Raw genomic sequence first — 13,509 nt, 5'->3', positions numbered from 1 at the left:
ACTTATTCTACTCTATTCCCATCTGAAATTCAATGAATTATTTGTAAACGGTTCTCAATTTCTACATTTATCAACTGATTTGCCAAATTTTCTGGCGTTTTTTGTCCGACTTTCACATATTCCGGAGTATAGCCGACCTGATAAATACCATCTTCTCTTTGCACAGACTCCTCTATAAGCACTTCCCTGCTGGTGCCGATCAGCTTTTCTTCATAAGCGTTCTGTTTCTTCCGGCTAAGTTGGATCAGCGCATTGCTCCGTTCTGCTTTTACTTGCTCCGGGACCTGCCTGTCCATAGCAGCAGCCTTCGTCCCTTTACGGGGGGAATATTTGAAAATATGTGTCTCATAAAAATTAACTTTATCAATAAAGTCTCTGGACTTTTCAAACTCCTCCTCAGTTTCTCCCGGGAATCCTACGATCACATCTGTCGTGAGAGCCGGATCCTGAAAATATTTTCGGAGAAGACAACATTTTTCATAATATTCTTCAGAGGTATATCTCCGGTTCATTCTTTTCAGCGTTTCGTCGCATCCGCTTTGCAAAGAAAGATGAAAGTGGGGGCAAATCTTGGGAAGTTCTGCCAGAGTACGTGCAAACTCCTCTGTAATGATCCTTGGTTCCAATGAACCCAGCCGGATCCTTCGTATTCCTTCTACTTTATGCACAGCCTGGATCAGATTCAGCAAATTGTCCTCCTGATCGATTCCGTAAGAGCTCAAATGGATTCCTGTCAGTACGACTTCTTTATATCCGCCTTTTGCCAGCTCTTTTACTTCCCGAACCACATCTTCTCTTTTCCGGCTTCTCACCCTTCCTCTTGCATAGGGAATAATACAGTAGGAGCAAAACTGATTGCATCCATCCTGTACTTTGATATATGCGCGGGTATGTTCTCCCGTATGGGTCAGATGAAGCTCCTCATACTCCGAAGTATGACCAATATCTACAATTTCTTTTTGAACAGCAGTCTGCCTGCCTCTCTTTTCCCTCTCCTGCCAATAGTGTTCCAGGATTCCGGCAAGCTCCTGCTTTTTGTTGTTACCGATCACGATATCGATCCCTTCCTCCAGCTCATCTCCCCGCGCCTGCACATAGCAGCCTGCCGCAACAATAACCGCATCGGGATTCATTTTTCTTGCCCGGTGAATCATCTGTCTGGATTTCCGGTCTGCCATATTGGTTACTGTACAGGTATTAATAACATAGACGTCGGCTTTATCATGAAAGGAAACGATCTCATAACCGCTCTTTTCCAGAATCTCCTGCATCGCTTCTGTTTCATATGCGTTTACTTTGCATCCCAAATTGTGAAGTGCTGCCTTTTTCATTGATTTCCTCTCTTTTCTTATATTGCTTTGTATAAATGATATCGTAAGCTGCTCTGCCTGACGGCTTCATACAAATTGTTGTATGCTTTAACGAATTTCAGCCTGATTCTTTGGCAATTTGTTCCTTGACTTTTATCTATGCACCTCTTAAGATGTTTATAGAAAATGAATTAGAAATCAAGGAGGTTTTTCCAAATGAAAACAGTACAAATTTCTTTAAACTCAATTGACAAAGTAAAATCTTTTGTAAATGATATTACAAAATTTGACTATGATTTCGATTTAGTATCCGGCAGATATGTAATTGATGCCAAATCTATCATGGGTATTTTCAGCCTGGACCTGTCCAAGGCAATCGACCTGAATATTCATGCCGACAATGACAGTGATGTAGCTGAAATCCTGGAAGTTCTGAAACCATACCTTGTATAGACCGATTGGTACTGCACCGAATATCATATAGACAAACATAAAATAACAGATACGCCGAAATGCTCTGACATTCCGGCGTATTTTTTACTGAACTTCAATCACTTCCACAGAACGAACAGCCTGCTCCACAAGCTCATCAATCTTCTCTGTCAGATTTTCCTCTGACTTGTGAATTACATTGATATTAGGCTTTGTCACAGGATGCTTTGCCACAAAAATCGTACAGCAGTCTTCAAAAGGCTGAATAGAGGTCTCATAAGATCCGATCTTTTCCGACACTTCCACAATCTCTCTCTTGTCGAAACCGATCAGCGGACGATAAACCGGAAGCGTACATACTTCATTTGTCGCCGCAAGGCTCTGCATAGTCTGACTTGCCACCTGTCCGATACTCTCTCCTGTGATCATGCCAAGGCACCCGTCTTCCTTCGCAAAACGCTCTGCAATTTTCATCATATAACGCCGCATAATAATGGTCAGTTCCTCATGGGGACACTGATCATAAATATAGAGCTGAATATCTGTAAAGTTTACCACATGAAGCTTAATGGGACCCGCATAGGATGCAACGATCCTGGCCAGATCCACCACTTTTTGCTTTGCCCTTTCACTGGTATACGGAGGTGCATGGAAATAAGTGGCCTCCAGCGCCACACCCCGTTTTGCAATCATGTACCCTGCCACCGGGCTGTCAATTCCTCCAGACAGAAGGAGCATTGCTTTTCCATTTGTTCCAACTGGCATTCCTCCCGGCCCCGGTATAATTCTGGAGTAAATATAAATCTGTTCTCTTACTTCGATATTGAGCAGGACATCCGGCTTATGGACATCGACCCTTATTTCAGGAAAAGCATCCAAAACTGCCTCTCCCACCAGGCAGTTGATCTCCATGGAATTGACCGGATAAGTCTTTCTGCTTCTTCGCGCTTCTACTTTAAAAGTAAGGTTTTTATCCGGATACAATTCGTCCATATAGGCAACTACATCCTTCTTGAGCTGCTCAAATCCGTGGTCTTCCACACAGACAACCGGACAGATACCGACGATCCCGAACACTTTCTGCAGGCAGGATGTCACTTCATCTGCATCATACTCTCCCTCGCAGTCCACGTAAATTCTGCCTCTTGACTTGTGAACTTTAAAAGAACCGTCCGCTTCCCGAAGTGCATAGCGGATCTGTCTGACAAGCGCATCCTCAAACAGATAGCGGTTCTTTCCCTTAATTCCGATTTCTCCGTATTTTATCAAAAAAGTATGAAATGTCATTTTTCTTCCCTCTCCTTCGCTGACGGCTATCTTCGCGTATAGCGCCGCAGCACCGGTACTAAATTATATAGTGTTTCCAGTGTATAGTCAATCTCTTCTCTTGTAGTAAACTCTGACATACTGAACCGCAGCGTGGCATCCAGATATTCCTTTCCTGCTCCAATACCTTTAAGCACACCGCTGATGGCCGGGTGATTGGATGCGCAGGCTGATCCGGAAGAGACACAGATTCCCTTTTCTTCCAGCGCGTGAAGAAGCACCTCGCTCCTTACTCCCGCAAATCCCACACTGATGATATGGGGCGCGCTGGTCTCATCATAAAGACCGTGCACTGTCGTATCTTCCAGCTTTGTCACACCTTCAATAAAATGCTTTTTCAGCTCCCTCATGCGGGCCACCTTCTCTTCAAGATCTGTATAGATTTCCTTTGCCGCAAGTGCAAGCCCTGCAATGCCAGGAACGTTTTCCGTGCCGGAGCGGATATTTTTCTGCTGCTCCCCGCCAAAGACAATGGGTTTTATCTTCACCCCTTCTGAAATATAAAGCACGCCGGTTCCCTTCGGCCCATGGATCTTATGCCCACTGATGGACAGCAGGTCAATCTTGGACCTTTTCGGATAAATCCTGTATTTTCCAAATCCCTGCACTGCATCCACATGAAAAACGATCTCTCTATTGTAGGCCTTGACAATCCCGGCAGCCTCATCTACCGGCTGTACAGAACCCACTTCATTATTTACATACATAACGGAAACCAGGATCGTTTCCGGGCAGAGAGCTTCCTGAAGGTCAGACAGTTTCACCCGTCCAAACCGGTCTACCGGAAGAAACGTCACCCGGAAGCCTTCCTCCTCTTCCAGATAACGCATGGTATTCAGGACAGCCGGATGCTCTATGGATGTAGTGATCAGATGATTTCCCCTTCTCTTATTGGCACGGGCAGCGCCGATCAGCGCAAGATTGTCACTCTCCGTTCCGCCGGAAGTAAAGAAAATTTCCTTTTCCTGAACTTTTAAAAGCTTTGCCAGAATTTCCTTTGCTTCTTTTATATAATGCTCTGCCTCCACTCCTTTCATATGCATAGAAGAAGGATTTCCATAATCCTCGCACATGACCTTTCTTACAAGATCCCCCACGCATTCATACGCTTTGGTAGTGGCAGAATTATCAAGATAAACTTCCATCATTTCCCAACAACTCCTGATCTATTGATTCATTTTTACTATTAACTTATGCGCTTCTAGGATTCCAGGTGATACATCAGCAATGAGAGTACGGTAATAGCAGCTGTTTCCGTTCTTAAAATCCGCCGCCCGAGTGTAATGGTCGCAGCACCCTTTTTATCTGCAAGATCAGCCTCCTCTTTCTCAAATCCGCCTTCAGGCCCGATAAACACGCCCACAGACTGTCCCTGCTTCACCGAGGAGATCACCTCCCTGGAATGAGCGATCCCCTCTGCCAACTCATAGGGAAATAAGATCACATCCAAAGCAGCGGCATATTCCAGCGCTTCCTGATAAGACATGATCCGGGAAACCTGGGGAATCACTCCCCGCCCCGCCTGTTTGGCGGCGCTTTTGGCAATCTCATTCCATCGCTGCACCTTCTTTTCTCCCTTTTTGGCATCCAGCTTTACTACTGATCTTTTCGTGATTACAGGAATGATCTCTGCCGCTCCCAGTTCTACCGCTTTCTGGATAACAAGCTCCATCTTGTCTGCCTTTGGCAGACCCTGGAACAGGCAGATCCTGGCATTGAGCTCTGTATCCAGCTCCTTTTCCTCAAGGATCGTAAGGACCGCCTTCCCTTCTTCATAGCATTCTACCGCGCACACATATTTCCGGTTGTTCCCATCGCTTATTTCCACCTTTTCCCCTTTTTTCATCCGAAGTACATTTTTCATATGGTTCACGTCAGAACCTTCCAGATAAATATAGGGCTTTTCCACCTGCATCGGTGTCACAAAAAAATGCTGCATCTATTTCTTCCTCGCTGTTACGCTGACCCATTCTCCCTGGTGTCCGATTTCCAGAATTTCCATTCCGGCTGCTTCCACAGCCTCTTTGACTGCCTCTTCTTTGTCATCTATGATTCCGCTGGTGATATAGATTCCCCCGCTCTTTAAGTGAGAAAGAATAACAGGAGTCAGAGGGATCAGGACGTCCGCCAGAATATTGGCTGCTACAATATCATATTTTTCATATCCCACCTTATCCTGGATTTCCTTATCATCAATAATATTTCCGATCATCACCTCATACTGATCTCTGGAAATTCCATTTACTTCCATATTCTCATGGGTGGCATCGATGGCACAGGGATCAAGATCCGTTCCCACACTATGCCGTGCTCCGAACTTCAAAGCCAGCATTCCCAGGATTCCGCTTCCGCACCCCACGTCCAGTATCTCTGTGTCCGGCGTGACATACTTACGGATCTGCCGGATACAAAGCTGCGTCGTTTCATGCATTCCCGTTCCAAAGGCTGTTCCCGGATCAATATGAATGATCATTTTGTTTTCATCCTCCGGCTTTACATCCTCCCAGGATGGGATGATCAGCACATCATCAATCGTAAACTGGTGGAAATACTGTTTCCAGTTATTTACCCAGTCCACATCTTCTGTCTGTGATTCCTCAATGAACGCCTCACCGATATCCAGAAATTCCGACAGATCATCCAGCTCTTCTCTTACTCTCTGAAGTACAGCGTCTTTATCTTCTTCCTCCTCCAGATAAAACGTAATGTATGCTATCCCATCATCTTCGGCTGTTTCCGGCAGGATATCCACAAACATCTGCTCTTTATCTTTCTGAGTCAAAGGGATTTTATCCTCAATCTCTACTCCCTGGATCCCCAACTCCATCAAAGTACTGCTGACGATCTCCTCTGCGGCAGTCGTTGTCTTTAACCGGAATTTATTCCATTTCATAGCTTCACCTCAATTGTTTTCTTATTTTTTCTATTTCGTCCTTTTGCAAATCGGTCAAATGCCTGTCATTTTAGTGTATCATATCAGTCCCAAATGCTCAATGAGGATTTTCACGCCAAGCAAAATCAAAATCACGCCACCTGTGATCTGTGCCCCTTTCTGCCAGCGTCCGCCAAAGATATTTCCAACCTTGACTCCCGCTGCCGAAATAAGAAAGGTCGTTACGCCGATGAAGCTGACTGCCGGCACGATCTCTACTTGCAGAAATGCAAAAGTAACCCCTACTGCAAGCGCATCAATACTTGTAGCTACCGCAAGTCCCAGCATGGTTCTGATATCCAGCGATTCCTCTTCTTCTGTCGCTTCTCCACATTCTTTACATTCTCCATCTTCAAATGCTTCTTTGAGCATCCCTCCTCCAATAATGCCCAAAAGAATAAATGCGATCCAGTGATCAACAGATGTGATCACATTTTTAAACTGAATTCCCAAAAGATATCCGATCATCGGCATGCCGGCCTGGAACACGCCAAAATACAATCCAACGACCCCCGCCTTAGTCCAAGTACATTTCTTCATGGCGAGGCCCTTACAGACAGCTACTGCAAAGGCATCCATTGATAATCCTACTGCCATCAGAAAAAGTTCTGCAATTCCCATATATTTGTCTCCTTTTGTTGTTTTCCCTTCCGGAAGGTTCGGCGATATCACAAAAAAGACCTATCCGCAGGTCACTCCCACGGATAAGTCTCATTATTTAAAGTAATGCCAGATGTTCTCACATCAGTATGTTGACAATACTGCGCTTATATGCGCCAACTACTCCCTTATCGCTTGGCTTATTATATAGAAATTCCTATAGCCTGTCAACCTTTACTTTTCCTTTGTTGTATGTTACATTTTTCTTATCTTGGACAGCAATGCGATTGCAAAAGGAGGTTAAAAGGTGAAGAAGATACTTTCCAACAACTGGATGATTACATGTCTTATACTGATTCCTGCAACAATGCTTTCCTTTTTATTCTTTCGTTTTGTCCCGGAAAATTCTGCCAATATTGCTCTGATCTATATACTGGCACTGATCATCATTTCTCTTTGCACCAGCGGTTATCGATATGGTATCTTCACCGCTCTGTTTTCTGTCGTCTGCATCAATTATTTTTTTACCTATCCTTATTTTGACCTCAATTTCACATTGACCGGTTATCCTATTACCTTTATCGGAATGCTTGTCATTACCTTACTGACCACCACAGTCACCAGCAGACTGAAAAAGCAGATTGCCATTAACGCTGAAAGGGAAAAAGAAATGGAAGAAGCGGAACGTGAAAAACTAAGAGCTAACCTTCTCCGCGCTGTCTCCCATGATCTAAGAACACCGCTTACCGGGATTATCGGAGCCTCTGCTTCTTATCTGGACGCCGAGGATTCTCTCTCTTCTCAGGAGAAAAGAGAACTGATCCAGAATATTAATGATGACTCCCACTGGCTCCTTAATATGGTAGAAAATCTGTTAAGCGTTACCCGTATCCAGACCAATGACCGAAAGGTACATAAGTCTCCTGAAGTTGTAGAAGAAGTTGTATCAGAAGCCGTATTAAGGCTGCAGAAAAGGATTCCCGACGCCCGTTTTGAAGTCCATGTGCCGGATGACTTCCTGATGATTCCCATGGACGCAACCCTAATTGAACAGGTATTGATCAATCTTCTGGAAAATGCAGTCGTTCATTCTGACAGTCGTCTTCCTACTGTCCTTACTATCAGTCAATCCGACCTCTTTACCACCTTTGAAGTGAAAGATTTCGGGCGGGGAATTGATGAAACCCGGATCGACAGTTTGTTCCTCGGTACCTACTCATCCGGTGACAGCAGTGATATTCACAAAGGCATGGGAATCGGACTTTCTATATGCCGGACAATTGTAGAAGCCCATGGCGGAGAAATCACAGCCCGAAACCATGAACACGGCGCAGTATTCACATTCACCTTACCAAATTCGGAGGAAAATTAAGATGCAGCAAAAAATAACCGTCCTTTTTATTGAAGATGAGAAAAATATCCTGGCCTTTATGAGCAAAGTGTTAAAAAATCACGGGTACAAAACTGTAACAGCAAGTACCGGAAAAGAAGGACTCCAGCTGATCAGTTCCAACTGTCCCGATCTGATTCTGCTCGATCTTGGCCTGCCTGATATAGACGGACAGTCCATCATCCGCTCTGTCCGAAGCTGGACAAGCTGTCCGATCATTGTAATCTCTGCCCGAACAACAGAAAAAGAAAAGGTACTGGCTCTGGACAACGGCGCAGACGATTATATTACAAAACCCTTCGGAACCTCCGAGCTTCTCGCAAGAATCCGGACAAGCCTCCGTCACAGCAGCCGCCCTCTGGCTGCGTCGTCCGCCAATATTCATACCTATCACTGCCGTGACCTGGTACTCGATTTTGACAAGAGAAGCCTTACTATTTCCGGGGAATTAGTTCATCTCACCCCTGTCGAATATAAAATAGTGGCCCTCTTGGCTCAAAATTCAGGCAAGGTCATTACCTACTCCACTCTTCTCCATGATGTGTGGGGACCATACGCTGATGAGGACAACAAGATCCTCAGGGTAAATATGGCTAATATTCGCCGAAAAATCGAAAAAAATCCGGCGCAGCCGGAATACATCTTTACAGAAGTAGGCGTAGGATACCGCATGAAGGAGGAGGATTGTTAAAATTTTGCTAAAGAATCTCGAGATCTCTTTCCTTTGCCGGGCCCAAGAATTAAAATAAGGGTTGTACATCGTTGAAAAGGCAAAGGAGTGGTCTAAAATGGATATCGGAAATATAGGAATGATGCTGCTTGTAATTATCGGAGGATGTACCGGACTTCTGACGACAGTTGTCATCACGCTGGGAATCCCCATTGTAGTAATCTGGAAAATCATCCGCCGCATTACAAAGGGTATTCCGATCACAAAATAGAGGCGTTCTGCCCCTGTAACCTTACATATCATCCCACGGATTTTTACTTGCAAATCCAAAAAACAAATGTTATAATCAAACCGCTTAAGCGAGCAGTGCATGTCACGTAAGTCCAGTTGACAGCCTGCTCGTTTATTTTTTTGCAAGAACAAAGAGTTCCCTTGCGGAACTCTCGCGCCGAGCGCGGTCGCTTTAGCGGCAACTTCCACTTCTCGCGAGTGCGCATCCCGCGGAGCGTTTTATTTAATAGGAAAGAAATTTCCTATTAAATAAAAAAACAATTAATTCCGGCAGAAACAGTTCGCTTTTATATTCACTATAGTCCTCAAACTGTCTCTTCATCCTCCCCTGCAGCGTCGGCATATCGCTGCTGTCATTTGCAAATCCCCCATCCGGTATCCCGGAATGATGTCCTGCAATGCAATATTCCATCATCAGCGCCATAGGACCAGTTGTATAATTCTCACAGGCAGCCAAGGCTCCACAGGTAGAATGCTCTACCCGGATATTGGCACCATTGATCCTTTTCGTAAAAGATTCCTGGTATTTCCCTACATCATGAAGCAGCCCTATTACAAACAAAAAGTCTTTCAATTCAGGAATAGAAAATTTCCGACATAACTCAGCCGTATTCTCACAGTGAACTTTTACTGTTTGTATCGAACCTGTAAACTCATTTCTGTGAGCTACATATTTTTCCAAACTACCCCTTCTTTCGTATAATTACATATGTTTTCACACTAACAAATAAATTTACAAAGCATTGATTCGTCCCATCATTTGTTCTATATTAAATTAATCCTTTAATTTATAATATCATAGCCCCTATCTTTTTCTTACAACTTAAATATTGGGATTTGGCTCAATAACTACTAATTTGAATCCCGGTTCCCAGTAATTAATTTCGGTTTTATATACCGATATCTTTCTTTTCCTACATATATCTATAATTTCTTTTTGATTATTTCTTTCACACTGTGCCCCCAAAATTACAGCTTTCGGTCGTACTTTCATATAACTAAGATTAGACGAATTTTCCAAATTAATATGTCTTGGAATCACACGCCATTCCCTTTCATATGACCAATCCTGTGACTTTTCTAATAAAGTTGTTCGAAGTTTTTCTACAGACAAATGACACTGTGGTGGGGTTACATCTCCTAAAGTTTTCATTCGATACGCTCTAACATATTCTTCTAATTCTTCTGTAAGATCAATTTGTTGTTCAACATAATTTACTGGTCTCAATAATGGTTTTTTTTTGATAACTGTATTATCCGCAGTAAAATTATCAGCATTAGCAATAGCGTCTCTATCATAGATAATAGCAAATCCTTTATGATTGTCTGCATAATGTGACCACATCAACATTGATAAATAATCTTCTGAAAAACATATAATTCTAGCATTATTTCTAAGGGACTCTTTTAATTCTTTTGCCGCATTATGTATAGACTGAAAAAAACTCTCTAAAAAATCATCTTTTTTATTACCATACCACATAGCAATGCCAAAAGAAGCTAAAAATTTATCTTTTTCCTTTAAACACTTAAGATAATTTTCCATTCCTATATTAAGATTTTCCGCGACATCATCTAATATTCTAAAATAGTTTGCATATAAAAGTGTATCAAACGGATCATTAAAATTAATAGGTGTCGAATAGTAAAGACGATCTTTTTTCAAATTTTCAATATTCTGTAAAATACAGGATCTATATCTAGTTAACGTGTTTTCCTTTAGCAAAGAAGCCATCGTAAAATCATATTTTTTAAAATCAGGTGGCATTTGATTATTATTCATAATAAATATTCCTTTCACCCAAAATCTACTGTTAATGGAACACCATGTTTTATATACCGAAAAAGGACTGCGAAATCAACATCTTATTTTTATAATTAATTCTACCAAATTCTTCATATTTCAGCAATTCTACTACACCATTTTCTTTCAAAATGACGATTTTTGACGCTCCCAGACAAAAAGTAAGAACCCGCAAAAACCTTGTAAAATAAGGCTTTACGGGCTCTGACGCCACAGGACAAAACCACCCCAAACGAGCCAAGAGGTGAGTACTAATTTTTTTAATAATATTTTTGGAGAATTAATTCTTCTTGACCAGATCCACTCTCATCTTTAACTTTTTTTACAGATCTCTTCATTCGCCCTTTTCTGACTTCCGCCGTTTGAGTTTTATCCCTGCTGTTCGAACAGTGCAAACACTGTCTTCACGAATTCATCCTCGTTCATCTTGCTTTCCACATATTCATCAAAAGCTTCTTCATCAATTTTCTGTCCGTTGACCACCTGATGGTACTCTGGATAATTCTGCTCCACTTCCTTTCTGGTAATCACATAACTGCTGCCGCTGAAGTTATACCGTATATATTCCAAATTCCTAATCAGGGCAAATGCGGAAACTGAATTGTAAATCAGTCCTTTTTCTGTATAGAGATCTTCATTTCCATACCAGTCTGTTGTATGGTAATCGATGGTTGCGCCACAGTTCTCCGAATCAATCTCAAATACATATCCACGCTCTGACAGAGGCAGCGCATGGAATAAATTCCCGATATTGCTGTTGTCTCCGATGTAATTACTCTGATACCGGATAATCTGCCTTATCCCGCATTTATCCCGGTTAAAGGGGCTGACCGGAACTGTATCCACGCCATACTCCTTTTTTGTATCAATAATAAAATACTCATTCGGCGTATCTGCATTAATCTGAAACACATGATAAAACAAGTTGCGGTATTCTATGATCTTCCCTTTGGTAAAATAAGTTATAGTCGAATACCGGTAACCAGGCGGGCGTTTATATTCTGATACGCCCACAAAGTCAGCCGCTATAAAACTCCCGATCAGCAGCAGAAATGCACCGGCACCGACCAGTATTCTCTTCAGCAAGGACATGGCTCTTAATTCCCGGAAAATCCCGGCTGTTATCAGAAGACATCCGAGGATGGAATAGATTTCTCCCCAACTGCTTTCCGGTTCGAATATAGAAAATGAGAATATACAGATCAGGATTCCTACGATCATGATACAAACAGATATCTTCTTATGTTCATTTTTGATTTTCTTTACACTGTAGTCAATAGCGCTGATCAAATTCTTTTCTGCACGGGCGGCACTCTCTTCCTCCCTGATCTCTTCTCCGGCCAGAAGCTCATTCAGCGTGATCTCCAGTTCCTTACTTAGCGGTTCCAGCATCGACAAGTCCGGCATATAGTTTCCATTCTCCCAGCGCGATATGGTCTTATTGGTGACGCCAAGTCTCTCCCCCAGCTGTTCCTGGGTCAGTCCTTTCTTCTTGCGATTGACGGCGATAAACGCCCCAATCTTCTTACTGTCCATATCTTCAACTCCTTTCCAGACATATCTTATCCTTTCCGCCAAAAAACGTACACCCCACAGATAGCGAATCCCGCAATATTCCATGATTTCTGATATCATACTATAAAAACACCATTGGAATCCACCCTCAAAAGGTATTGATTTCAATGGTGTTTCTTTTACCGCATGGGCACCATATCATTTGTGCGCCTCACAAAATTTTACCGGTTTGTTCCTTTCAGCTATTTTCGAATATATGCCCTGTCTTTTTCGGAGATTCTTTCTTCATCTGAAAGGTACCTTTCCACCCTCATATGGAGATCATACTTCTCTCGAAGTTCAGCAATCCTTTCCATCATGGGCGATGCATGATGCCGGTCAATGGCTTCCTGACCTTTCCAGCTGTCAATCAACAGGACGGTTTCCGGATCCTCCAGAGGGATGAAGTACTCATAACGAAGATTCCCTTCTTCATTGCGGATCATTTCAACCATCCCGCTCTTTGTCATTTCTTCTGCAAATTTTCTCGCATTTCCCTTTTCTCCCGTATAATATAAATTTACTGTTATACTCATTTCTTCTGCACCTCGCCCTCTTCTTTCTTCTGCAACATGGACAGATAAGAAGTTCTTATGGTGTCTTTCTGTTCATACCCCAGTTCCTTCATAACTGCTTCAATCTCTTTCAGGCAGGCTGGCCTCTGCTCCTCTCCCTGACCTATGATCTCCAGTTCCAGATAATTTCCCAGGCCTTCTACCCGATCTACGGCCACGGTAACTCTTCCTCTGGTATAGGTGAAACGTGTCTTTCTGACAGCGCATGGTACAGGCAGGAATGTAAGCTCTTCCAGGATCCGCTCTAGAATCTCCGGTGTTTCCAGATGCATCTCCAGCTCCATTCTGGAGACGGATACCTGATCTAGTTTCGGACCTTTGCAGTTGAATTCTGCCCTGGTTTTTCCCGTATCCAAATCTGTTACCCGGCGAATCCGAAGAGCTTTGTCATGTTCCCTCAAATCATAATGTGCGCTGTTATAATACACGTCCTCTTCCCGGCATGTACCCGCCAGGCAGAATCCATCTTGTTCCAGACGCTTTATAGTGTCTTCCAGACTGCACACCGGTATCTTCACTTCCACTTCCACCGGTGTGTATTCATTTCTCATTTCTATCTTAACCTCCGTTTTGTTATTCATCAGGCCCCTCTAATAATATTCAAATAATCATCTTCCACTTCTAA

Annotated in this window: 15 protein-coding genes; 4 read left to right on the top strand and 11 right to left on the bottom strand. The window is 43.0% G+C overall.

Annotation, left to right across the window (positions count from 1 at the left end):
- Window positions 1-29 precede the first annotated feature (29 nt).
- Entirely contained in the window at window positions 30-1,331 is a 1,302-nt protein-coding gene (gene mtaB / locus EUBC25_RS11915; RefSeq protein WP_230105701.1) for a tRNA (N(6)-L-threonylcarbamoyladenosine(37)-C(2))-methylthiotransferase MtaB, read from the bottom strand.
- Window positions 1,332-1,526: 195 nt separating this feature from the next.
- Here mtaB and EUBC25_RS11910 point away from each other — a divergent pair, with 195 nt between their 5' ends.
- Window positions 1,527-1,763 (top strand): HPr family phosphocarrier protein, encoded by a 237-nt coding sequence (locus EUBC25_RS11910; protein ID WP_230105700.1) that lies wholly within the window; start codon window positions 1,527-1,529, stop codon window positions 1,761-1,763.
- A gap of 84 nt (window positions 1,764-1,847) precedes the next feature.
- Here the strand turns inward: EUBC25_RS11910 and thiI are convergent, their stop codons facing one another.
- From thiI to EUBC25_RS11885, 5 genes are all read right to left on the bottom strand, one after another.
- Complete coding sequence (gene thiI, locus EUBC25_RS11905; RefSeq protein WP_230105699.1) at window positions 1,848-3,029, bottom strand: tRNA uracil 4-sulfurtransferase ThiI; 1,182 nt, start codon at window positions 3,027-3,029, stop codon at window positions 1,848-1,850.
- 26 nt (window positions 3,030-3,055) lie between these two features.
- Entirely contained in the window at window positions 3,056-4,213 is a 1,158-nt protein-coding gene (locus EUBC25_RS11900; RefSeq protein ID WP_230107603.1) for a cysteine desulfurase family protein, read from the bottom strand.
- A 56-nt stretch (window positions 4,214-4,269) separates the two neighbouring features.
- Window positions 4,270-5,007, bottom strand: a complete 738-nt coding sequence (locus tag EUBC25_RS11895; RefSeq protein WP_230105698.1) for a 16S rRNA (uracil(1498)-N(3))-methyltransferase — start codon at window positions 5,005-5,007, stop codon at window positions 4,270-4,272.
- The gene (gene prmA / locus EUBC25_RS11890) at window positions 5,008-5,961 is read right to left on the bottom strand and encodes a 50S ribosomal protein L11 methyltransferase (RefSeq protein WP_230105697.1); all 954 of its coding nucleotides are present in this window, start codon (window positions 5,959-5,961) and stop codon (window positions 5,008-5,010) included.
- A gap of 78 nt (window positions 5,962-6,039) precedes the next feature.
- Window positions 6,040-6,621 (bottom strand): manganese efflux pump MntP, encoded by a 582-nt coding sequence (locus tag EUBC25_RS11885; RefSeq protein ID WP_230105696.1) that lies wholly within the window; start codon window positions 6,619-6,621, stop codon window positions 6,040-6,042.
- A gap of 313 nt (window positions 6,622-6,934) precedes the next feature.
- On the opposite strand from EUBC25_RS11885, the gene EUBC25_RS11880 reads away from it, so the two are divergent.
- The 3 genes from EUBC25_RS11880 (at window position 6,935) to EUBC25_RS11870 (ending at window position 8,931) form a co-directional block, all read left to right on the top strand.
- Window positions 6,935-7,972, top strand: a complete 1,038-nt coding sequence (locus tag EUBC25_RS11880) for a sensor histidine kinase (RefSeq protein WP_416386684.1) — start codon at window positions 6,935-6,937, stop codon at window positions 7,970-7,972.
- A 1-nt stretch (window position 7,973) separates the two neighbouring features.
- A complete protein-coding gene (locus EUBC25_RS11875; RefSeq protein ID WP_230105694.1) occupies window positions 7,974-8,681 on the top strand; it encodes a response regulator in 708 nt (235 codons plus the stop codon).
- A gap of 97 nt (window positions 8,682-8,778) precedes the next feature.
- A complete protein-coding gene (locus tag EUBC25_RS11870) occupies window positions 8,779-8,931 on the top strand; it encodes a hypothetical protein (RefSeq protein ID WP_230105693.1) in 153 nt (50 codons plus the stop codon).
- Window positions 8,932-9,174: 243 nt separating this feature from the next.
- On the opposite strand, the gene EUBC25_RS11865 is transcribed toward EUBC25_RS11870, so the two are convergent.
- From EUBC25_RS11865 to cyaB, 5 genes are all read right to left on the bottom strand, one after another.
- The gene (locus EUBC25_RS11865; RefSeq protein ID WP_230105692.1) at window positions 9,175-9,633 is read right to left on the bottom strand and encodes a CRISPR-associated endonuclease Cas3''; all 459 of its coding nucleotides are present in this window, start codon (window positions 9,631-9,633) and stop codon (window positions 9,175-9,177) included.
- Between the two features lie 141 nt (window positions 9,634-9,774).
- Entirely contained in the window at window positions 9,775-10,734 is a 960-nt protein-coding gene (locus EUBC25_RS11860) for a DUF2971 domain-containing protein (RefSeq protein WP_230105691.1), read from the bottom strand.
- Window positions 10,735-11,124: 390 nt separating this feature from the next.
- Window positions 11,125-12,291, bottom strand: a complete 1,167-nt coding sequence (locus EUBC25_RS11855; RefSeq protein ID WP_230105690.1) for a helix-turn-helix domain-containing protein — start codon at window positions 12,289-12,291, stop codon at window positions 11,125-11,127.
- A gap of 221 nt (window positions 12,292-12,512) precedes the next feature.
- Complete coding sequence (locus EUBC25_RS11850) at window positions 12,513-12,845, bottom strand: antibiotic biosynthesis monooxygenase family protein (RefSeq protein ID WP_230105689.1); 333 nt, start codon at window positions 12,843-12,845, stop codon at window positions 12,513-12,515.
- Entirely contained in the window at window positions 12,842-13,465 is a 624-nt protein-coding gene (cyaB, locus tag EUBC25_RS11845) for a class IV adenylate cyclase (protein ID WP_230105688.1), read from the bottom strand. The genes EUBC25_RS11850 and cyaB overlap by 4 nt, the downstream gene beginning before the upstream one ends.
- Between the last annotated feature and the right edge of the window lie 44 nt (window positions 13,466-13,509).

The sequence above is a fragment of the Claveliimonas bilis genome (genome assembly GCF_020892095.1).
GTDB lineage: Bacteria > Bacillota > Clostridia > Lachnospirales > Lachnospiraceae > Claveliimonas > Claveliimonas bilis.
The sequence above is the reverse complement of the archived record's forward strand: the minus strand, read 5'-3'. Positions and strand labels throughout refer to the sequence as shown.

Bases quoted from the DNA above. Each gene is read 5' to 3' on its own strand.
- mtaB (WP_230105701.1), bottom strand. From the start codon at position 1,331: ATGAAAAAGGCAGCACTTCACAATTTGGGATGCAAAGTAAACGCATAT.
- EUBC25_RS11910 (WP_230105700.1), top strand. From the start codon at position 1,527: ATGAAAACAGTACAAATTTCTTTAAACTCAATTGACAAAGTAAAATCT.
- thiI (WP_230105699.1), bottom strand. From the start codon at position 3,029: ATGACATTTCATACTTTTTTGATAAAATACGGAGAAATCGGAATTAAG.
- EUBC25_RS11900 (WP_230107603.1), bottom strand. From the start codon at position 4,213: ATGGAAGTTTATCTTGATAATTCTGCCACTACCAAAGCGTATGAATGC.
- EUBC25_RS11895 (WP_230105698.1), bottom strand. From the start codon at position 5,007: ATGCAGCATTTTTTTGTGACACCGATGCAGGTGGAAAAGCCCTATATT.
- prmA (WP_230105697.1), bottom strand. From the start codon at position 5,961: ATGAAATGGAATAAATTCCGGTTAAAGACAACGACTGCCGCAGAGGAG.
- EUBC25_RS11885 (WP_230105696.1), bottom strand. From the start codon at position 6,621: ATGGGAATTGCAGAACTTTTTCTGATGGCAGTAGGATTATCAATGGAT.
- EUBC25_RS11880 (WP_416386684.1), top strand. From the start codon at position 6,935: ATGATTACATGTCTTATACTGATTCCTGCAACAATGCTTTCCTTTTTA.
- EUBC25_RS11875 (WP_230105694.1), top strand. From the start codon at position 7,974: ATGCAGCAAAAAATAACCGTCCTTTTTATTGAAGATGAGAAAAATATC.
- EUBC25_RS11870 (WP_230105693.1), top strand. From the start codon at position 8,779: ATGGATATCGGAAATATAGGAATGATGCTGCTTGTAATTATCGGAGGA.
- EUBC25_RS11860 (WP_230105691.1), bottom strand. From the start codon at position 10,734: ATGAATAATAATCAAATGCCACCTGATTTTAAAAAATATGATTTTACG.
- EUBC25_RS11855 (WP_230105690.1), bottom strand. From the start codon at position 12,291: ATGGACAGTAAGAAGATTGGGGCGTTTATCGCCGTCAATCGCAAGAAG.
- EUBC25_RS11850 (WP_230105689.1), bottom strand. From the start codon at position 12,845: ATGAGTATAACAGTAAATTTATATTATACGGGAGAAAAGGGAAATGCG.
- cyaB (WP_230105688.1), bottom strand. From the start codon at position 13,465: ATGAATAACAAAACGGAGGTTAAGATAGAAATGAGAAATGAATACACA.